Annotated in this window: 18 protein-coding genes; 15 read left to right on the forward strand and 3 right to left on the reverse strand. The window is 64.9% G+C overall.

Annotation, left to right across the window (positions count from 1 at the left end; genetic code table 11):
• Together RBB31_RS19590 and RBB31_RS19595 are read left to right on the forward strand one after the other, a co-directional pair.
• Positions 1-848 (forward strand): alpha-D-ribose 1-methylphosphonate 5-triphosphate diphosphatase (locus tag RBB31_RS19590; RefSeq protein ID WP_306130939.1); only part of this gene is annotated, 848 nt, incomplete at its 5' end.
• A 123-nt stretch (positions 849-971) separates the two neighbouring features.
• A complete protein-coding gene (locus tag RBB31_RS19595) occupies positions 972-1,667 on the forward strand; it encodes a fumarylacetoacetate hydrolase family protein (protein WP_306130940.1) in 696 nt (231 codons plus the stop codon).
• 207 nt (positions 1,668-1,874) lie between these two features.
• Here RBB31_RS19595 and RBB31_RS19600 read toward each other — a convergent pair whose 3' ends face one another.
• Positions 1,875-3,563: an acyl-CoA dehydrogenase family protein gene (locus RBB31_RS19600; RefSeq protein WP_306130941.1), complete on the reverse strand. Its 1,689-nt coding sequence runs from the start codon at positions 3,561-3,563 to the stop codon at positions 1,875-1,877.
• Positions 3,564-3,760: 197 nt separating this feature from the next.
• Here RBB31_RS19600 and RBB31_RS19605 point away from each other — a divergent pair, with 197 nt between their 5' ends.
• The 3 genes from RBB31_RS19605 to RBB31_RS19615 all read left to right on the forward strand — a co-directional run bounded on the left by RBB31_RS19605 (position 3,761) and on the right by RBB31_RS19615 (position 8,702).
• Positions 3,761-4,534 (forward strand): sulfite exporter TauE/SafE family protein, encoded by a 774-nt coding sequence (locus tag RBB31_RS19605; protein ID WP_306130942.1) that lies wholly within the window; start codon positions 3,761-3,763, stop codon positions 4,532-4,534.
• Positions 4,535-4,855: 321 nt separating this feature from the next.
• Positions 4,856-7,255: a phenylalanine--tRNA ligase subunit beta gene (gene pheT, locus RBB31_RS19610; RefSeq protein ID WP_306130943.1), complete on the forward strand. Its 2,400-nt coding sequence runs from the start codon at positions 4,856-4,858 to the stop codon at positions 7,253-7,255.
• A gap of 325 nt (positions 7,256-7,580) precedes the next feature.
• On the forward strand, positions 7,581-8,702 hold the full coding sequence (locus RBB31_RS19615) for a hypothetical protein (RefSeq protein WP_306130944.1): 1,122 nt from the start codon (positions 7,581-7,583) through the stop codon (positions 8,700-8,702).
• Positions 8,703-8,742: 40 nt separating this feature from the next.
• Here RBB31_RS19615 and RBB31_RS19620 read toward each other — a convergent pair whose 3' ends face one another.
• A complete protein-coding gene (locus tag RBB31_RS19620; RefSeq protein WP_306130945.1) occupies positions 8,743-9,630 on the reverse strand; it encodes a LysR family transcriptional regulator in 888 nt (295 codons plus the stop codon).
• 84 nt (positions 9,631-9,714) lie between these two features.
• Here RBB31_RS19620 and RBB31_RS19625 point away from each other — a divergent pair, with 84 nt between their 5' ends.
• The 3 genes from RBB31_RS19625 (at position 9,715) to RBB31_RS19635 (ending at position 11,682) form a co-directional block, all read left to right on the forward strand.
• Positions 9,715-10,344 (forward strand): bifunctional 2-polyprenyl-6-hydroxyphenol methylase/3-demethylubiquinol 3-O-methyltransferase UbiG, encoded by a 630-nt coding sequence (locus RBB31_RS19625; RefSeq protein WP_306130946.1) that lies wholly within the window; start codon positions 9,715-9,717, stop codon positions 10,342-10,344.
• A gap of 61 nt (positions 10,345-10,405) precedes the next feature.
• Positions 10,406-10,852, forward strand: a complete 447-nt coding sequence (locus RBB31_RS19630; RefSeq protein ID WP_306130947.1) for a YtoQ family protein — start codon at positions 10,406-10,408, stop codon at positions 10,850-10,852.
• Positions 10,853-11,013: 161 nt separating this feature from the next.
• Complete coding sequence (locus RBB31_RS19635) at positions 11,014-11,682, forward strand: MarC family protein (protein ID WP_306130948.1); 669 nt, start codon at positions 11,014-11,016, stop codon at positions 11,680-11,682.
• 189 nt (positions 11,683-11,871) lie between these two features.
• Here RBB31_RS19635 and RBB31_RS19640 read toward each other — a convergent pair whose 3' ends face one another.
• The gene (locus RBB31_RS19640; RefSeq protein ID WP_306130949.1) at positions 11,872-13,470 is read right to left on the reverse strand and encodes a phosphoenolpyruvate carboxykinase; all 1,599 of its coding nucleotides are present in this window, start codon (positions 13,468-13,470) and stop codon (positions 11,872-11,874) included.
• A 397-nt stretch (positions 13,471-13,867) separates the two neighbouring features.
• Here RBB31_RS19640 and RBB31_RS19645 point away from each other — a divergent pair, with 397 nt between their 5' ends.
• The 7 genes from RBB31_RS19645 to RBB31_RS19675 are packed head-to-tail and all read left to right on the forward strand — an operon-like array spanning position 13,868 to position 19,322.
• Complete coding sequence (locus RBB31_RS19645; RefSeq protein ID WP_057794252.1) at positions 13,868-14,569, forward strand: response regulator transcription factor; 702 nt, start codon at positions 13,868-13,870, stop codon at positions 14,567-14,569.
• 11 nt (positions 14,570-14,580) lie between these two features.
• The gene (locus tag RBB31_RS19650) at positions 14,581-16,299 is read left to right on the forward strand and encodes a sensor histidine kinase (protein ID WP_306130950.1); all 1,719 of its coding nucleotides are present in this window, start codon (positions 14,581-14,583) and stop codon (positions 16,297-16,299) included.
• A 45-nt stretch (positions 16,300-16,344) separates the two neighbouring features.
• A complete protein-coding gene (locus tag RBB31_RS19655) occupies positions 16,345-16,767 on the forward strand; it encodes an HPr kinase/phosphorylase (protein WP_306130951.1) in 423 nt (140 codons plus the stop codon).
• 13 nt (positions 16,768-16,780) lie between these two features.
• A complete protein-coding gene (gene rapZ, locus RBB31_RS19660) occupies positions 16,781-17,716 on the forward strand; it encodes an RNase adapter RapZ (RefSeq protein WP_306130965.1) in 936 nt (311 codons plus the stop codon).
• Complete coding sequence (locus RBB31_RS19665; RefSeq protein WP_306130952.1) at positions 17,713-18,096, forward strand: PTS sugar transporter subunit IIA; 384 nt, start codon at positions 17,713-17,715, stop codon at positions 18,094-18,096. Before rapZ ends, RBB31_RS19665 begins: the two co-directional genes overlap by 4 nt.
• 31 nt (positions 18,097-18,127) lie before the next feature.
• Positions 18,128-18,406, forward strand: a complete 279-nt coding sequence (locus RBB31_RS19670) for an HPr family phosphocarrier protein (RefSeq protein ID WP_306130953.1) — start codon at positions 18,128-18,130, stop codon at positions 18,404-18,406.
• Positions 18,407-18,440: 34 nt separating this feature from the next.
• On the forward strand, positions 18,441-19,322 hold the full coding sequence (locus RBB31_RS19675; RefSeq protein ID WP_306130954.1) for a lysophospholipid acyltransferase family protein: 882 nt from the start codon (positions 18,441-18,443) through the stop codon (positions 19,320-19,322).
• Positions 19,323-19,353 lie beyond the last annotated feature (31 nt).

The following is a 19,353-nucleotide window of genomic DNA, read 5'->3' on the forward strand; positions in this document are numbered from 1 at the left end:
CGATGCGGGTGGGGTCGATCCCGACGGGGCGGGGGCGGTACCTGGCCTATGCGCGTGGACTGGCGCGCGAACTGTGGGCGCTGCGCGAGGCGGATGCGCTGAAGATCAGCCATTTCCTGCACCTGCGCGCGGAGGTCTGTTCGGAAACGCTGGAGGAAGAGATGGCGGAGTTCGGACCCGAGGATCGGGTGGGCATCGTCAGCCTGATGGACCACACGCCGGGGCAACGGCAGTTTCGGGATATTACCAAGCTGGCCGATTACATGAAGGGCAAGCACGCGCTGTCGGATGCTGAATTCGACGCGCATGTGGCGCAGCTGAAGGCGCTGCGGGAGGCCAATGGCGACCGGCACGAGGCGGCGGCGGTGCGGGAGGCGGCGCGCTATGGCGCGGTGCTGGCGAGCCATGACGATACGACGGAAGCACAGGTCGAGACCTCGAAGGGCTATGGCGTGGCGATGGCGGAGTTCCCGACCACGGCGGAGGCGGCGGAGGCCAGCCACGCGCGGGGTATCGCAGTGATCATGGGCGCGCCGAACCTCATTCGAGGGGGGTCGCATTCTGGCAATGTGGCGGCGGGAGAACTGGCCGAGGCGGGGCTTCTGGATATCCTGTCGTCGGATTACGTGCCGTCGGCGCTGCTGTTGGCGGCGGTCAAGCTGGGGCAGGACTGGGGCTGCATGGCGCGGGGGCTGGCGACGGTGACGGCGGCGCCGGCGAAGGCGGTGGGATTGCAGGACCGGGGCGAGATCGCGCCGGGCAAGCGTGCCGACCTCATTCGGTTCGATCTGCGCGGCGGGGCGCCGGCCTTGCGGGCCGTGTGGAGCCGGGGGAACCGGGTGGCGTGAGGCGGGCCGTTCGGCACGCGTGGGTTTTCACCCACCCTACGAAGGTCGCGTTGGAACGGATGGTCCGGGCTTGAACCCCGGCACGGCGGGTGCGCATATGGCGGCAGATAAGGAGTTTGCCCCATGTCCACCGAATATCTTTTCGAGCCCGCGCCGATCCATGCCCTGCCTGTCGAGGGGGACGCGGCGGTTTTCCCGATCCGGCGGATTTTCTGCGTGGGCCGGAACTATGCCGCACATGCGGCCGAGATGGGCAACGAGGTGGACCGCGAGGCGCCGTGGTATTTCAACAAGTCCGCCCATGCCTATTGTCCCGGTGGGGCGACGATTCCGATGCCGCCGGAGACGAGCGACTGCCACTATGAGATGGAGTTCGTGGTGGCGGTGGGCGGCGAGGCCGGGCTGATTTCCGAAGCTGACGCGATGTCCGCGGTGTTCGGCTATGGCTGCGGGATCGACCTGACGCGGCGGGATCTGCAGGCGCAGGCCAAGGAAACGCGGCGGCCCTGGGACCTGGGCAAGGATTTCGAGAATGCCGCAATACTGGGGCCGCTGACGCGGGTCGAGGAGTTTGGCGCGGTCGGCGGGCAGGCGATCTGGCTGGACCATGACGGAACCCGGGTGCAGGAAGCGACGTTGGCCGACATGGTCTGGAGCGTGCCGGAGATCATCGCGCACCTGTCGCGGTTCTATCGCCTGTTGGCCGGAGACCTGATCATGACGGGAACGCCTGCAGGTGTCGGGCCGGTAAAGCCGGGAAGCCGACTGCGGGGCGGGGTCGACGGGCTGCAACCGGTCCGGGTGGATTTCGCGGGCTGAGCGTTAACCGGACGGGGTGCGGTGTTCAGGGCCGCAGAAGAATTTCTCCGGGAACGGGGGAGAAAATTCGGAAGAGTTTTCTTGGGATATTTTCTTCGTACGAAGAAAATGGAGCTGGAGACGGACGTTTGACCCGGACGGGTGCGCGTGGATTTTCACCCACCCTACATCGGTGGCGTGTGGCGGGGTTGAACCCCGCCCTACCTTCTACCCGAGGAGCCTTCTTGCGATGACCTGCGCCTGAATTTCGCCGGCACCCTCGAAGATGTTGAGGATGCGGGCATCGCAGAGCACGCGGCTGACCGGGTATTCCAGCGCGAAGCCGTTGCCGCCGTGAATTTGCAGCGCGTTGTCGGCGGCGGCCCATGCGACGCGGGCGCCCAGGAGCTTGGCCATGCCGGCCTCGACGTCGCAGCGGCGGCCCTCGTCCTTTTCGAACGCCGAGTAATAGGTCAGCTGGCGGGCGACCATGATCTCGACCGCCATCATCGCCAGCTTGTTGGCGACGCGGGGGAACTCGATCAGTTCCTTGCCGAACTGCTTGCGCTCCTGGGCGTATTGCATCCCGAGATCAAGCGCGTTTTGCGCCACGCCGATGGCGCGCGCGGCGGTCTGGATGCGGGCGCTCTCGAAGGTCTCCATGAGCTGCTTGAAGCCCTTGCCCTCTTCGCCGCCGAGAAGGTTCTCGCCCTTGACCCTGAAGTCATCGAAATTGACCGTGTATTCCTTCATCCCGCGATAGCCCAGCACCTCGATCTCGCCACCCGAGATGCCGGGATCCTTGAACGGCTCTTCATCCGTGCCGGGGGTCTTTTCGGCGAGGAACATGCTGAGGCCCTTGTAATCGTCGGTGCCCTGTACGCTGCGGGCCAGCACGGTCATCACGTGGGTGCGCGCGGCGTGGGTGATCCAGGTCTTGTTGCCGTTGAGGATCCAGTCACCGTTGTCGTCCTTCTTCGCGCGGGTTTTCAGCGCGCCGAGGTCGGAGCCGGTGTTGGGTTCGGTGAAGACCGCGGTGGGCAGGATCTCGCCCGAGGCGAGGCCGGGAAGCCACTTTTCCTTCTGCTCGGGCGTGCCGCCGGCGATGATGAGTTCGGCTGCGATCTCGGACCGGGTGCCCAGCGAGCCGACGCCGATATAGCCGCGGCTGAGTTCCTCGGAGACGACGCACATGGAGGCTTTCGACAGGCCAAGGCCGCCGAATTCCTCGGGGATGGTCAGGCCGAAGACGCCCATTTCCGACAGTTCCTCGATGATCTCCATCGGGATGAGTTCGTCCTTGAGGTGCCACTCATGCGCCTCTGGCAGGATCTTGTCGACGGCGTAGCGGCGGAACTGCTCGCGGATCATCTCGAGCTCGTCGTCGAGGCCTGTGACGCCGACGGTGATCTCGGCGGCGCGTTCCTGCATCAATTCCACCAGCCGGAGGCGCGCGGCCTGGGTGTTGCCGCACTGCGTCAAGGTCTGGACCTCGGGCGTCATCAGGACGCGCATGTCGTCCTGGGAAAGACCGATATCCTGCAGGCGCAGGATTTCGCCCTGGTTCATCGGGATGCCGCCGTAGACCTGCCAGAGGTATTCGCCAAAGGCGATCTGGTGGATGAGCTGCTCGACCTCGCCAAATCTGCCCTCGCCTTGGAGGCGGGTGGCCCAGCCCTGCATCTGGCGCAGGGCTTCAACGTAGGTGGCGAGCCATGCAAGGCCGTGGCTGGCCGTCTGGTGCTGTTCCACGGCGCCGGAGGAGACGCGGCCCTCGACGGTGACGAGCGCGCGCAGGGCGCCCCTGGCCTTGTCGAGGATCTGTTCGGCCGGGGCCACGGCCTTGCCGGTCAGGTCCAGCAGATCCTTCAGGAGGATCTCGGTCGAAAGGTCAACATCCTGTCCGTCATGCGCCATGGGGTAGCTCCTTCGTTTTCGCCGCACCGGCATAACCATTTCGCAGGTGCAGCGCAACTATTATGCCCATGCGGCGCGCGAATTGGTCGAATATTGCGCTGTCGTGTCGCGGGCGCCGGGCGGTTCAGTCGGATTTCAGGCAGTCATGGCGGTGATTTAGGCCGTGCAAGCCCCGAGAAAAGTGCTAGGAGAAGCGCATGGTTGAGTTGCTCGGTCCGGACTGGTTGACGTTGATGGTGTTCGCCTGGGGCGTGGCCGTGCTGGGCGGGATCGTCAAGGGCGTCGTCGGATTTGCCATGCCGATGGTGGTGATCTCGGGGCTGAGCACGGTGATGTCGCCGGAGGTGGCGCTGGCCGGGCTGATTCTGCCCACCTTGGTGTCGAACAGCTGGCAGGCGCTGCGGCAGGGTCTGCGGGCGGCCTTGGGGTCGCTGGCGAAATACCGGGTGTTTCTGGGCTCGGGCATGGCATTGCTGCTGGTGTCGGCACAGTTCGTGCGGGTGATCCCGGAGGCGGTGATGCTGCTGCTGATCGGGGTGCCGATCATCATCTACGCGGGCTTTGCGCTGGTCGGACGGCCCTTGCGGTTGCCGCCAAACCCGGGGCGGCGCGTGGAGGCAGCGATCGGCGCGGTGGCGGGGTTCTTCGGCGGCATCTCGGGCGTGTGGGGGCCACCCACCGTGGCGATGCTGACGGCGCTGGACACCGAAAAGGCCGAGCAGATGCGGGTGCAGGGGGTGATCTACGGTATGGGCGCGGTGTTGCTGACAGGGGCGCACACGGCGTCTGGCGTGCTCAACGCCCAGACGCTGCCGCTGTCGCTGTCGCTGATCGTGCCGGCGCTGATTGGCCTCTGGATCGGTTTCATGTTGCAGGACCGGATCGACCAGCGGCTGTTTCGCCGTCTGACCTTGGCGGTGCTGGTCGTCGCGGGGCTGAACCTGGTGCGACGCGGGATCATCAGCTTTTAGAACGGGGGTGCGGCTGCGCCGCGCCGGATGTCTCGTTGCGCGCCCTTCGGGCGCTTCCTCGGGCGCGGGAGCCTCGGCGTGACGGGAAGCCGCGGCGTTGTACCTCCGGCGGGCGGGGGCCTCCGGCGGGGATATTTCCGGCCAGAGGAAGCTGTATGTGTCACGCCTTTCTTCCTCTGGCCACAAATATCCCGGGGGGAGCGTCGAAACCCCGGTTTCGACGTGGGGGGCTGGCCCCCCGCTGCGGTGCCCTCTTTCAAGCGCGGGACATATCCGGTAAAGCGCCCGGGACGAGTTTGACCCCCTGATGGATGAGAGACGATGAAATTCACCCTGTCCTGGCTGAAAGACCATCTTGAAACCACCGCCAGCGTGACGGAGATCGCCGAGGCGCTGACCGACCTTGGCCTCGAGGTGGAAGAGATTTCCAACCCGGGCGAGCGGCTGGCGGATTTTACCATCGGCAAGGTGGTAAGCGCCGAGAAGCATCCCGATGCGGACCGGCTTCGGGTGTGCCAGGTGGAGACCGACGAGGGCGTGAAACAGATCATCTGCGGTGCGCCGAATGCGCGCGAGGGCATCACCGTGGTGGTGGCCAAGCCCGGCGTCTACGTGCCGGGGATCGACACCACCATCGGTGTGGGAAAAATTCGCGGGATCGAAAGCTTCGGAATGATGGCGTCGGAACGCGAGATGGAGCTTTCCGAGGAGCATGACGGGATCATCGAGTTGCCGAGCGGCGAAGTGGGTGAGCGGTTCGTCGACTGGCTGGCCGAGAACGATCCGGCCAAGGTCGACCCCGTCATAGAGATCGCGATCACGCCGAACCGGCCCGATGCGCTGGGTGTGCGGGGGATCGCGCTGGACCTTGCAGCGCGGGGTCTTGGTACCATGAAGGAGGCGCCACGGGCGCATGTGGAGGGGCAGTTTCCCTGCCCGATCACGGTAACCATCGACGAGGACACCCGAACCGACGGCTGTTTCGTCTTTGCCGGGAGGTTGATCCGCGGTGTGACCAACGGGCCCAGCCCGGAGTGGCTTCAGGACCGGCTGCGCGCCATCGGGCTGCGCCCGATTTCGACGCTGGTGGATATCACCAACTTTTTCACCTATGACCGCAACCGCCCGCTGCACGTGTTCGACGCCGACAAGGTGGCGGGAAACCTGCGGGTGCACCGCGCCAAGGGGGGCGAGACGTTTACCGGTCTGGACGAGAAGGAATACACCTTCTCGAAAGGGCAGGTGGTGATCTCGGACGACAATGGCATCGAGAGCGTCGGCGGCATCATGGGCGGGCTGGCGACGGGCTGTACCGCCGAGACGACGAATGTATTCCTCGAGGCGGCCGTGTGGGACCATATACAGATCGCGCATACGGGCCGGGCGCTGAAGATCAACTCGGACGCGCGGTACCGCAACGAGCGGGGGATCGACCCGGCGTTCAACATGGAAGCGCACGACCTGGCGACACAGATGATCCTGGACCTGTGCGGCGGCGAGGCGTCGAACCTCGTGGTCGCGGGCGAGGTGCCGGATGTGGCACGCTCGTACAGGCTGGACGCGGCGAAGGTGCAGTCTCTGGTGGGGATGGAGATCCCGGAATCCGAGCAGCGCCAGACGCTGACGCGGCTGGGCTTCCGCATGGAGGGCAATACGGCGCATGTGCCGAGCTGGCGGCCCGACATTCTGGGCGAGGCCGACCTGGTGGAGGAAGTGGCGCGGGTGGCGTCGCTGACCAAGCTGGTGGGTCGCCCCATGCCGCGGATGCAGGCGGGCGTGCCCCAGCCGATCCTGAGCGTTGGGCAGCAGCGGGAGCGGACGGCGCGGCGGATGGCGGCGGCGCTGGGCTACAACGAGTGCGTGACCTACAGCTTCATCGACAAGGCCAGTGCGACGCTCTTCGGCGGCGGCGATGACGCAACGATGCTGGCCAACCCGATCAGCAGCGAGATGAGCCATATGCGGCCCGATCTGTTGCCGGGGTTGTTGCAGGCCGCCGCTAGAAACCAGGCGCGGGGGGCGATGGACCTCGCCCTTTTCGAACTGGGCCATGCGTTTCACGGCGGCGAGCCGGAGGAGCAGCATGTGCAGGTGAGCGGCATCCTGGTGGGCCGGACCGGACCCAAGGATGTGCACAAGGCGAGTCGTCCGGTGGACCTGTATGATGCCAAGGCGGATGCCGAGGCGATCCTTGGGGCGCTGGGCGCACCGGCGAAGGTGCAGATCCTGCGCGGAGCGTCCGAGTGGTGGCACCCGGGGCGGCACGGGAGGATCTGCCTGGGACCGAAGAAGGTGCTGGGTGTCTTTGGCGAGCTGCACCCGAAGATCCTGCGCAAGATGGACGTGAAGGGGCCGGTCGTGGGGTTTACGCTTTACCCTGCCGAGATCCCGCAGCCGCGCAAGGCGGGGGCGAACCGGGGGGCGATGAGGATCAGCGACCTGCAGGCGGTGGAGCGCGACTTTGCCTTCGTGGTGGATGCCGACGTGGAGGCGCTGACGCTGGTCAATGCGGCCGCCGGGGCGGACAAGGCGCTCATCGACGATGTGCGCGTGTTCGACGAGTTCATCGGCGGCAGCCTGGGCGAGGGCAAGAAGAGCCTTGCGATCACGGTGCGATTGCAACCGACCGACAAGACCCTGAAGGACGCCGATATCGAGGCCGTGTCGGCCAGGATCGTCGAGAAGGTGACCAAGGCGACGGGCGGCACGCTCAGGGGGTGAGGCGATGCGGGGCCTGCTTGCTTGCCTGTTGATCTGGCTGGGCGGGGCTGCGTTTGCGGAGACCGGATGTTTGCGACCTGTCGAAGACGGGCCGACTGACCAGTCTGCGGCCTTCCGCTATGCGGCCAGGTTCCATGCGATCCCCGGGTATCCGCACGCGCTCATTCATTTCAACGGGTTTCATACCATTCGGGACGGACGACTGGAATCGCTTGAGAACATTGCCTATCCACACAGCGCTTCGTGGGCGTACAAAAGCTATGATGTGGCGTCAGACGGGACCGTTTATGGCTATGGTGGACGGCATCCCAACAGGGTGTACCGGATGCGTCCGGGGGAAGATCGCTTCACCGAGGTGCCGGTCGAGGGCTATCGGGGTGTCCGGTATGATGCGCGAAGCGGGCATCTGTTGTTTCGGTTCGAGGACCGGCCCTTGCAGGAATGGACGGAAGAGGCCGGGCTGAGGCCGTCTCCCTTGGCCGGTGCGTCTCCGGAGATGAACGATCTGCTGCCAATGTATTTTGCCGGTGCTGCGGGATACATGAGTTTTTCCGGCGATCAATTGTATTGGCGGGCTGAAACCGCCGGAGACTGGCAGCGGGTGCGGCTGGGCTGGTTCGACCGGCATGTGCCGAATGACATCTGGACGCTTGATCCGCGGCGATCGTATCTGGATGCTGCCTCTGGTCTCTTCGCCTTGCAGTTTTCGCAAGACTTGCTGGTGTTTGACGTCAGCGGGAACGGTGTGCCTGAGCTTTTGTATGCCGTGCGCGACGTGACTCGCGTGTTTCATGCGGATGATGGTCCGATCGTGGCGGTCCTTGGCGGCGTGCTGCTGGACAAGAAGCGACGGCAGCACTTCGTGCGCGTCATCGGGCGGGACGGGCCGCACCGGGTCCGGGCCGATGACGCAACGGTGGGCGAGACGGCGAAGTCTCTGGCCGTTCCGTGGAATGGGGTTGTCCCGTCCGGCCGTGGGGTGCCGCCACTCTTTGGCATCGGGCATCCTGTGTTCAATGTGGGGCTTACGTGGATGTATTTCGACGGCGCGCAATTCATTGCCGCGCCGGAGCTGGGCCTGGAAAAGACCGGCCCCCATCCGCGCTGGATTCAGTGGCAAGAGCGGCTGTTCCTGCTGGACCTGCGTGGCTGGTGGGAAGTGCAGCGTGACCTTACCCTGACGCCGGGCGCGTTGCCGATCTCTTTTGAGTGGATGTTCGAAGTGGAAATAGAGGTCAGCGAGACCTTCGACGCGATTTTTGCGGGCCATTCGGAACAAGGCCTTTGGGTCAGCCGGAACGGTCTGGACTTCGCGCGGGTCGAGACCGGCGACGTGCCGATACGGCGCTACGTGACCGACCTGCCGGGCGGTGAGGCGGGTGTCGTGCTGGCGGATGACGGGCTTTACCTGATCGACGGAACCTGTGTGGACGAGGTGGTGCGATAAAGGCCCGGGCCGGCGCGTGGGTTTTCACCCACCCTACATGTCAGGTCAGACCTTCGGACAGCATCTCGGCCAGAAGGTCGAAGACCAGACGGATGCGGCGCGAGGTGTGCAGGTCGCGGTGGGTTACCAGCCATACGGGGAAGGTGATCTTTGGCCCCTCGGTCAGGAGCGGAACCATGTCAGGAAAGCCTGCCGCGATGTCGTCGGACATGGGTGCCAGGCCGAACCCCTTTCGCGCCAGTTCCCAGCAGGCGATGCCGCTGGTGGCGCCGGTGGTGAACTGGTGCGGCGAGAGCGGCAGGCCCCAGGCGGCAAGCGCTTCGATCATGCGGGCATCGTCGCCGAAGCTGATGATATCGTGTGTGGCAAGATCGTCGGGCGTGTGTGGGGTGCCGCGTGTGGCGAGGTAGTCCCTGGAACCGTAGAAATGCGCAGGCGCGTCGCCGACAAGGCGGGCGATCAGGTCGGGCTCGGACGGGCGGACGTGGCGTATGGCGATATCGGCCTCGCGGGCGAGGATGTCGCGGATATCGTTGGCGGCGATGATATCGACGCGCAACTTCGGCGCAAGCGGGCGGAGTTGCAGCAGAATATCGGGCAGAACGTGGGCCGACATCATGTCGGACGCGGTAAGCTTGATGCGGCCTTCCAGTGATCGGGCGCGGCCCTGGGCAATCAGGGCGATGCGGGTCGCGGCCTCGCCCATGCCGCGTGCCTCGGCCAGCACGTCATGGCCCGCGTCGGTCAGGTGGAGCGTCCGGCCGGCGCGCTCGAACAACGCCAGACCGAGTTCCTGTTCCAGCGCCGAGACCTGTCGGCCCAGGGTTGGCTGGGTGAGACCCAGCCGCCGGGCGGCGGCGGAGAGCGAACCGGCCTCGGCCGTGGCGAGAAAGGCCCGCAGGCGGGTCCAGTCGAAATCACCATCCATGCGCTTTTGCATGATAAGCCTGCAATTTTAAGGAATACAATAGATTTCCATGCAGAAGTATAGGGCTCGCAAAGGAGATACGCAATGAAACCGGGTAAGCAATTCTGGAGCGGGATCGCACCGAAATACGCCGCGAAGCCGATCGGAGACGAGGCGGCCTATGTCGCGACGCTGGAACGTATCCGGGCGCATCTGCCCTGCGGGGCGCGGGTGCTTGAAATAGGGTGTGGCACGGGCGGCACGGCGCTGAGGCTGGCGGGCGAGGCCGGGGAAATCGTGGCTACGGATTTCGCGGGAGGCATGATCGCCGAAGCGCGGAAGCGCCAGGGCGCCCACAACGTGCGGTTCCTGGTGGCGGACGTGCATGACGCGCGGCTTGAGCCCGGAACGTTCGATGTGGTGCTGGCGCTGAACGTGGTGCACCTGATGGAGGACGCGACCGAGGTACACCGGCGGGTTCACGACCTGCTGAAGGAGGGTGGGTCCTACATCTCGAAGACGCCCTGCATTGGCGAGCCGGACCTGGGATGGAAGTTCAACCTGATGCGGAAGGCACTGCCGCTGTTGCAGTGGCTGGGAAAGGCTCCGTTCGTGCGGTTCCTGAAAACTGCGGATATGGATGCAGAGATCGGCAGTTCGGGGTTTCGCATCGTCGAGACGGGCAGTTACCCGGTCCGGCCGCCGAGCCATTTGATCGTGGCGCGGAAGGTCTGACTTGTATTCCGGGACGTGGGATGCAGATTGTGCGGCGACAAGGGAAAAAGGAGTTGACCGCATGTTGAACGTATATCTGTCCGGCGAAATTCACACCGACTGGCGCGACCAGATCATCGAAGGGGCGCATGGGCTGGACGTGGAATTTTCCGCGCCCGTGACGGATCATGGTGCCAGCGACGATTGCGGCGTGGCGATACTTGGCGCCGAGGATGACAAGTTCTGGCATGACCGCAAGGGTGCCATGGTGAACGCGATCCGCACTCGCAAGGGGATCGAGGAGGCCGACGTGGTGGTCGTGCGGTTTGGCGACAAGTACAAGCAGTGGAACGCGGCCTTCGACGCGGGCTATGCCAGCGCGATGGGCAAGTCGCTGATCATCCTGCAACCGCCGGAGCATGACCACGCATTGAAGGAAGTGGACGCCGCGGCGCTGGCCGTGACGCGGGAGCCTCGCCAAGTCGTGGAGATCCTGCGGTATGTGCTCGAGGGAACCTTGCCGGTGTAAATCCGCACGGCGTGGGACGGGTGGACATGACGTTGCCTGTGGGCGGTGCTGGCGGTTTCCGAGGTTCATAATCGGTGCGTTATTCGGTAGATGTCGAAGGCAGATCGAATTGCCGCCGCATGGCGTTCGGGCATCGCACTTAACCGGAAAGATCCAACCCCATGGACTGGGCTGCCCTGGCAAGAGAACTGGTGACGCTGATCGTGGTGATCGACCCTGTGGGGTCGATCCCGGTGTTCCTGTTCGCGGTCCAGGGCGTGCCGCGGGCGCTGCACCGGCGCTTTGCGCTGCGGGCGGTGGCGATTGCGGCGCTAGTGCTGCTGGCGTTCCTGGCGGGCGGACAGTTTTTGCTGGAGTCGTTGGGGCTGCGGCTGGGGTCGTTCCAGATCGCGGGCGGGATCATCCTGTTTCTGTTCGCGATGACGATGATCTTCGGCGAGTCGAAGCCGGCGCGAGAGATCGAGGAGGCGGAGCGGGACCACCTGGCGGGCGCGGTGTTTCCCCTGGCGATGCCGTCGATCGCGTCGCCCGGGGCGATGCTGGCTATCGTGATCCTGACGGACAACCATACCGCATCCCTTGCCGATCAGGCGATCACGGCGGGGCTGTTGATCCTGGTGTTGTTGTTGACGCTGGTGCTGCTGCTGGCGGCGACCTACGTGCACAGGGTGATCGGCAGCACCGGTGCCAGCGTGATCAGCCGGGTGATGGGGATCGTGCTGGCGACAATCGCTGTGGACGCGGTGCTGGGCGGGTTCGATGCGTTGGGCGTGATGGACGTGGCGCCGCCGCCGGTGGAGAGCCCGTTGAACAAGGCGACGCCGCGGTAAGGGGGGGCGCGCGCGTGGGTTGTCACCCACCCTACGGTGTGGTGGCGCCGCGGTAGCATGAGGCGCGCGCAGGTTGTCACCCACCCTACGGTGTCTCGGGCGCGCGGGCCCCTGACGAAGGACCGGCATGAAAAAGCCCCCGCGCCTGAAGCACGGGGGCGGTGTCGGCCCGGTCGGGGCGTGTGAGCCTTAGCCGATGGCGGCGGCTTTCACGTCCTCGTCGATATAGGGCAGGTACTGCTCGAAATTGTCGGCGAACATCTTGACCAGCTTCTGGGCCTGCGCGTCGTAGGCGGCGCCGTCGTCCCAGGTGCGGCGCGGGTCCAGCAAGACCTCGGGCACGCCGGGAACGCTGACCGGAACCTCGAAGCCGAAATTGGGATCCTTGCGGAACTCTACCTCGTTGAGCGAGCCGTCAAGCGCGGCGGTCAGCAGGGCGCGGGTGGCCTTGATCGGCATCCGCTCGCCGGTGCCGTAGGCACCACCGGTCCAGCCGGTGTTGACCAGCCAGCAGGTCGCGCCGTGCTTGGAGATCTTTTCGCGCAAGAGGTTGCCGTAGACCTCGGGGCGGCGCGGCATGAAGGGCGCGCCGAAGCAGGTCGAGAAGGTCGGCTCGGCTTCGGTCAGGCCGCGCTCGGTTCCCGCGACCTTGGCGGTGAAGCCCGAGAGGAAGTGATACATCGCCTGCGCCGGCGACAGCCGCGCGATGGGAGGCAGCACACCGAACGCGTCGCAGGTCAGCATGATGATGTTCTTGGGGTGCCCGCCAAGCGCGGTTTCCGACGCGTTGGAAATGTAGCTCATCGGATAGGCGCAGCGCATGTTGGCCGTCAGTGAATCGTCGGCGAAGTCCAGTTCGAGTGTTTCCTCGTCATAGACCATGTTCTCGATCACGGTGCCGAATTTCTCGGTCGTGGCGTAGATCTCGGGTTCCGCCTCGGGGTCGAGGTTGATCGTCTTGGCATAGCAGCCGCCCTCGAAGTTGAAGGTGCCGCGGTCGGACCAGCCATGTTCGTCGTCGCCGATGAGCGTGCGGTTGGGATCTGCCGAGAGGGTGGTCTTGCCGGTGCCCGAAAGGCCGAAGAAAATGGCGGTGTCCACGGGGTTGCCGTTGGCGTGGTTGGCCGAGCAGTGCATCGGCATGATGCCCTTTTCCGGCAGCAGGTAGTTCAGGACCGAGAAGACCGATTTCTTGTTCTCGCCGGCATACTCGCTGTTGCCGATCAGGATCAGCTTGCGGTCGAAGTTGATGGCGATCACGGTTTCCGAGACGCAGCCGTGCCGGGCCGGGTCGGCCTTGAAGCTGGGGCAGTTGATGACGGTGAAATCGGCGGTGAAGCTGTCGAGCGCCTCGCGCTCGGGGCGGCGCAGCATGTGGCGGATGAAAAGGCCGTGCCAAGCCAGTTCGGTGACCATGCGCATGTTGATCGAATGCGCCGGGTCGGCGCCGCCGACGAGATCCTGCACGAAGTAGTCGCGGCCCTGCATGTGGGCGACCATGTCGGTGTAGAGCTGGTCGAACGCTTCGGGCGTCATGGGCGCGTTGTTGTCCCACCAGATATGCTCGGCCACGCTGTCGGTCTTGACGACGTGCTTGTCCTTGGGTGAGCGGCCGGTGAACTGGCCGGTGGAGACGAGGAAGGTGCCGCCCTTGCCGAGGCGCCCTTCGCCCTTGCGCAGCGCCTCTTCGATCAGGGCGGGTTCGATCAGGTTGTAGTGAACTTCGCCCAGTCCGGTGATGCCTTGATCCTCGAGGGTGAAGTTGGGATTGACCCGTCCTGCTGACATGCGTGCGCTCCTTGAGTTCTGGCCGTCCGCCCCTGGCGGCGGTGTCGGCCTGCAGGTCCGCCAAAGCGGCGGTGAGTAACCGGCCCGTACCGGCTGTTTCGCCGGCCTCTTAACATGACGGTTTTATGATTGAACAGGACGCAAATGCACAGTTAGCGCAACCAAATCCGGCGTTAGCGCCATCACGCCGGTCGTTAGCGCCACCATGAGCGAGCCCTGGCCCGGCATCTGCAACCGCGGGCGGGAAAAGTGAGTCAATTTAGCCATTCCTAAGACATTTTCGCGTCACATGGACGGGAAAGCCCGGCTGATTCGCAGTTTGGGATTGATTAAAAAGGCGAAAACGGCTCATAGTGTTGGAAAAAAGCAGGCAAACGAGCAGTACAAGGAATTTATAATGTCGAAAATCGCCCTTGTGGACGATGACAGAAATATTCTGACATCGGTTTCCATGACTCTTGAGGCCGAGGGCTTCGAGGTCGAAACATATAACGACGGTCAGCAGGCCTATGAAGCGTTCAGCAAGAAGCTGCCCGACATGGCGGTGCTGGACATCAAGATGCCGCGGATGGACGGGATGGACCTGCTGCAGCGGCTGCGGCAGAAATCGGCCATGCCGGTCATTTTCCTGACTTCGAAGGACGACGAGATCGACGAGGTCCTGGGCCTGCGCATGGGCGCGGACGATTACGTCAAGAAACCGTTCAGCCAGCGCCTGCTTGTGGAGCGCATCCGCGCGCTCTTGCGCCGGCAGGACGCGGTCGATGGCAACGTGGTGGCCGACACCGAGGACACCAAGGTGATCGAGCGCGGCGAACTGCGCATGGACCCGCTGCGCCATGCCGTGTCATGGAAAGGGCAGGATGTGTCGCTGACCGTGACGGAGTTCCTGCTGTTGCAGGCGCTGGCGCAACGGCCCGGTTTCGTGAAAAGCCGCGATCAGCTGATGGACGTGGCCTATGACGATCAGGTCTATGTGGATGACCGCACCATCGACAGCCATATCAAGCGCCTGCGCAAGAAACTGCGGATGGTGGACCCGGAATTTTCGGCCATCGAAACGCTGTACGGCATCGGGTATCGTTACAACGAGGAATGATAGCCTGAGACATGGCATTGGCGGAGGGGTTCCAGGTGCGCGATCATACGCTGAATGACGATGACGGCGTCGTTCTTGGCGATGATTTCGTGGCGCCGGAAAACGTGGTCGAGGAAGAGGTCCGGATGCGCCGCGCGCGCCGGGGCTACTTCGGCGGTGGCGGCGGATCCCTCACGCGCAAGATCATCACTTTCAACCTGATTGCCCTGAACGTGCTGGTGGCGGGCATCCTGTACCTGAACTCGTCGCGCGACGGGCTGGCGCAGCAGCACGCCGACGGGCTGCAAAGCGACGTGGAACTGATCGCTGACGTGTTCGAGGCGCAACTTCCGGAAGGCGCGCCTGTCAGCCTGGTGGCGATGGACGGGCTGGACGTGGCCGGCACGCTGGACGGGCTGGACGTGCAGCAGGGGGTCGAGGTGCTGGTTTATGACCGTGCCGCCCAGCTGGTGGGCCGGACCGAGGGGCATCTGCCGCGCCCCGGCGCCCGCGTGCCGGACAAGCCGACGGTGATCACGGACGCGCTGAACCAGGTGTGGAACTGGGTGTCGGCACCGTTTTCGGCGATCTTGGTAAATGAAACTGAAATCAGCGTGGAGACGCTGGCGCAGGGCCTTGTCGAGGATGCGCTGGAGGATGGCACGCAGGTGGGGCGCGGCGATAACGATGGGGCGACCATATTCGCGGTCGCGACGCCGATCATGCAGGGCGACCGGCCGGTGGGCGTCGTCGCGCTGTCCAGCGCGTCGGGCGAGATCGACAAACTGAGCCGGATGGAACGCGAGCGCGTTTTGCAGATGTTCGTGGTGGCGACGCTGGTATCGGTAGGGCTGTCGCTGATCCTGGCCTCGACCATCGCCAATCCGCTGGCCGAGTTGGCCGCCGCCGCGGAAGTGGGCGGCGCGCGCAACCGCAATGGAGGCAATAACGGCGGCGGACGTGTCCGTATCCCCGACCTGACCGCGAGGCCCGACGAGATCGGGCGTTTGAGCGGTGCCCTGCGCGGCATGGTGACCGCGCTCTATCACCGGATCGACGGCAATGAGCAGTTTGCGGCGGATGTGGCACACGAGATTAAGAACCCGCTGGCCAGCTTGCGCAGCGCGGTGGGCACGATGCGCGTGGCCAAGCGCGAGGACCAGCGCGAAAAACTGCTGAACGTGATCGAGCATGACGTGCGCCGCCTCGACCGGCTGGTGAGCGACATATCGAATGCCTCGCGGCTGGACAGCGAACTGGTGCGCGAGGAGCAGGAGGCGTTCGACCTGATCCAGATGCTGGAAAACCTGGCGCACTACCTGGGCGAACAGGCACAGCAGAAGGGCGTGGAATTCATTACCGATTTCCCCAAGGACCCGATCGTCATCATGGGGCTGGAAGCGCGGCTGGCGCAGGTTTTCGTGAACCTGATTACCAACGCGACCTCGTTCTGCGATGAGGGCGACGCCATTCGCCTTTGGGCGCGCAAACGCGAGAACCGCGTGGTCGTCGTTGTCGAGGATACCGGGCCGGGCATTCCCGAACAGGCGCTGACCAAGATCTTCAACCGCTTCTATTCGCAGCGCGATGCCAACGATTTCGGCAACAACTCGGGCCTTGGCCTGTCGATTTCCAAGCAGATCGTCGAGGCGCATGAGGGCGTGATCTGGGCCGAGAACATCCGGCCCACCGAATCCGATATCACCTCTGATCCGCTGGGCGCACGCTTTGTCGTGGGTTTGCCGGTCTGACCGGGCGGGCGCGCCGCCCCGGCCCGGACCCGCAGGATCGACGTCATGAGCGCCCCCGAAACCCTGCATGCCACCTGCGTGGCCATAAACGAGCACGCGATCCTGATCCGTGGCGCGTCGGGCAGCGGCAAGTCCGGGCTGGCGCTGCGGCTCCTGACGCTGGGCGCGGGATTGGTGGCCGACGACCGCACGTGCCTGTGGACGGAGGGCGGCACCCTGTGGGCCGATGCACCCGACACCATCCGCGGCCGGATCGAGGCCCGGGGGGTGGGCATCCTTTCGGTTCCGGCGACGGGGCCGCGCAAGGTTGCGCTGGTCGTGGACATGGACGAGATCGAGACGAAGCGCCTTCCCGAGAAGCGCGAAACGCGGATCATGGGCATTATGCTGCCGGTTCTTAACAAATGCGAGAGCCCTCATTTTCCCGCCGCCCTGACGTTATATCTAAGGACCGAAAGCGCGAAGTAAGGAGTGCGCCATGATGCCGGCAGGCCCGGTGACGAAGCGATTGGTTCTAGTGACCGGCCCATCCGGCGCCGGGCGCACGACCGCAATTCGGGCGCTGGAAGACATGGGATTCGAGGCGATCGACAACCTGCCGCTGTCGCTGCTGCCGCGGCTGATCGAGGGCAACGGGCCGGACAAGCCGCTGGTGCTGGGCGTGGACACGCGCAACCGGGATTTCTCGACCATTGCTCTGATCGAGGTGATTGACACGCTGAGCGCGGATGCGACGGTGCATCTGCAGGTGCTGTACGTCGACAGCAGCGCCGAGGTTCTGATGCGCCGCTTTTCCGAGACGCGCCGCCGCCACCCCCTGGCTCCGGCCGAGACGCCGGATGCTGGTATCGCGCGGGAGTTCGACTTGCTGGGCCCGATCCGGGCGCGGGCGGATATTCTGATCGACACGTCGGAGCTGTCACCGCACGATCTGCGCGCGGAGTTGTCGCGCTGGTTCGCGCCGGGCGATGGCGGGCAGATGTCGGTCTCGGTGCAGTCGTTTTCCTACAAGCGCGGGCTGCCACGCGGCCTGGACATGGTGCTGGATTGCCGGTTCCTCAGAAACCCCTATTGGGAGGCCAGCCTGCGTGGGCTGACTGGGCAGGACGCGCGCGTACGGGCCTATGTGGGCGATGACCCGATGTTCGAGGGGTTCGCCGAACGGGTCGGTGACCTGGTGCGCCAGTTGCTGCCGGCCTACAAGGCGGAGGGCAAGGCCTATCTGGCGATCGGGTTCGGCTGCACCGGCGGGCAGCATCGCAGCGTCACGATGGCAGAAACCTTGTCCGAGACCCTTGCAGAGGCGGGCTGGCAGGTGTCTATAAGGCATCGCGAACTGGAACGGCGCGGCTTGCTCGTGCCGTCCGGCCCCGGCGAGATGGCCGAGGCGGCAAAGAAAGGGGACATCAGGGCTTGATCGGGATCGTGATCGTGGCACATGGCGGCCTGGCGCAGGGCTATCTGAAGGCGATCGAGCATGTCGTCGGCGGGCAGTCCGGAATCCGCGCCATCCCTATCGAGGGCGATTTCGACCGCACCGAGAAGCAGAACGAGATTTGCCGGGTAGCCGACGAGGTGGACACCGGCGACGGCGTGCTGATCGTGGTGGACATCTTCGGCGCGTCGCCTGCCAACCTGTCGCTGAAGGCGTGCCAGCCGGAGAACCGGCGTATCCTGTATGGTGCGAACCTGCCGATGCTGCTGAAGCTGGCCAAGAGCCGTGACCTGACGGTGCCCGAGGCGGCGCGCGCCGCGCTGGACGCCGGACGCAAATATATCGACAGCCACACCCCCTGACCCCCGACAGCCTGGAAAGACCAAGACCGACATGACAGACACCGTCACCCGCGAAATCGAGATCGTCAACGAGAAGGGGCTGCACGCGCGAGCAGCGGCCAAGCTGGTGGAGGTTGTCGAGGGATTCGACGCGCGGGCCGAGGTCAGCCATGATGGCCAGACCACGGGCGCGGACAGTATCATGGGCCTTTTGATGTTGGCAGCGTCGCGCGGAACGACTATTGACGTGCGAGCCTGGGGGCCCGACGCCGAGGCGCTGGCGGATGCCGTGAGTGCGCTTGTGGCCGACCGGTTCGGCGAGGACATGTAGGCGCAGGGTGCGCGGCGGGACGGGAACAGACCACGTGGCGGAAAAGGCGCAGGATCAGAGCGGCGAGGCGCAGCCCGGAACGGTCAATTTCACGAAGTATGACCGGCGCAGCCTGACCTATGCCAATTCGTTCGACAGCCCGGCCACGGCCTTCACGATCCGGGCGATCGAGTGGGTCACCGGCAAGCTGACGATCATCAAGATGATCAGGGCCTTCGAGAAGCGCGGCGCGCCCACGGGGCAGCCGTTCTGGCGGGCGGCGCTGGATACGATGGGCATCCCGCTGCTGACGCCGCAGGAACAGATCGACCATATCCCCGAAACCGGGCCGGTGGTGATCGTGGCGAACCACCCCCACGGGCTGGTGGACGGGATGATCCTGGCCGACCTGATCGGACGGCGGCGCACCGATTACAAGATCCTGACGCGCGCGCTGTTGACGGGGATCGACGAGGTGGCGGCCTCCTACATGATCTCGGTGCCGTTTCCGCACGAGCCGGACGCGCAACGCAAATCGGTGGAGATGCGCGCCAAGGCGATGGCGCACCTGAAGGAAGGCGGCGCGATCAGCGTGTTCCCGTCGGGCGTGGTGGCGTCATCGGACAGTCTGTTCGGCCCGGTGAAGGAACGGGAATGGAACGTCTTTACCGCGCAGATGATCCGGAGGTCGGGGGCGATGGTGGTGCCGGTCTTTTTCCCGGGCGCCAATTCGCGCGCCTACCAGATGGCCAACTGCATCTCTCCGACGTTGCGGCAGAGCCTTTTGCTGCACGAGGTGGTACGGGGCTGCAATCACCCGCAAAAGCCGGTGGTGGGTCCGCCGCTCACGCCGGAGCAGATGGAATTGCTGGACAAGGACCCGCGCGGGTTCATGGCGTGGTTGCGCGAGCATACGTTGAGCCTGGGCGATACGTGAGGGCGGCGGTGGGTTATCACCCACCCTACGC

Source organism: Roseovarius sp. MMSF_3350, from assembly GCF_030733425.1.
Classification (GTDB): domain Bacteria; phylum Pseudomonadota; class Alphaproteobacteria; order Rhodobacterales; family Rhodobacteraceae; genus Roseovarius.

What these genes read in the sequence shown, in the direction of transcription:
- rapZ (WP_306130965.1), top strand. Translation starts at nt 16,781, where the DNA reads ATGCCGGCAGGCCCGGTGACGAAGCGATTGGTTCTAGTGACCGGCCCA.
- RBB31_RS19635 (WP_306130948.1), top strand. Translation starts at nt 11,014, where the DNA reads ATGGACTGGGCTGCCCTGGCAAGAGAACTGGTGACGCTGATCGTGGTG.
- pheT (WP_306130943.1), top strand. Translation starts at nt 4,856, where the DNA reads ATGAAATTCACCCTGTCCTGGCTGAAAGACCATCTTGAAACCACCGCC.
- RBB31_RS19595 (WP_306130940.1), top strand. Translation starts at nt 972, where the DNA reads ATGTCCACCGAATATCTTTTCGAGCCCGCGCCGATCCATGCCCTGCCT.
- RBB31_RS19625 (WP_306130946.1), top strand. Translation starts at nt 9,715, where the DNA reads ATGAAACCGGGTAAGCAATTCTGGAGCGGGATCGCACCGAAATACGCC.
- RBB31_RS19645 (WP_057794252.1), top strand. Translation starts at nt 13,868, where the DNA reads ATGTCGAAAATCGCCCTTGTGGACGATGACAGAAATATTCTGACATCG.
- RBB31_RS19630 (WP_306130947.1), top strand. Translation starts at nt 10,406, where the DNA reads ATGTTGAACGTATATCTGTCCGGCGAAATTCACACCGACTGGCGCGAC.
- RBB31_RS19670 (WP_306130953.1), top strand. Translation starts at nt 18,128, where the DNA reads ATGACAGACACCGTCACCCGCGAAATCGAGATCGTCAACGAGAAGGGG.
- RBB31_RS19600 (WP_306130941.1), bottom strand. Translation starts at nt 3,563, where the DNA reads ATGGCGCATGACGGACAGGATGTTGACCTTTCGACCGAGATCCTCCTG.
- RBB31_RS19605 (WP_306130942.1), top strand. Translation starts at nt 3,761, where the DNA reads ATGGTTGAGTTGCTCGGTCCGGACTGGTTGACGTTGATGGTGTTCGCC.
- RBB31_RS19640 (WP_306130949.1), bottom strand. Translation starts at nt 13,470, where the DNA reads ATGTCAGCAGGACGGGTCAATCCCAACTTCACCCTCGAGGATCAAGGC.
- RBB31_RS19615 (WP_306130944.1), top strand. Translation starts at nt 7,581, where the DNA reads ATGCGTCCGGGGGAAGATCGCTTCACCGAGGTGCCGGTCGAGGGCTAT.
- RBB31_RS19655 (WP_306130951.1), top strand. Translation starts at nt 16,345, where the DNA reads ATGAGCGCCCCCGAAACCCTGCATGCCACCTGCGTGGCCATAAACGAG.
- RBB31_RS19620 (WP_306130945.1), bottom strand. Translation starts at nt 9,630, where the DNA reads ATGGATGGTGATTTCGACTGGACCCGCCTGCGGGCCTTTCTCGCCACG.
- RBB31_RS19650 (WP_306130950.1), top strand. Translation starts at nt 14,581, where the DNA reads ATGGCATTGGCGGAGGGGTTCCAGGTGCGCGATCATACGCTGAATGAC.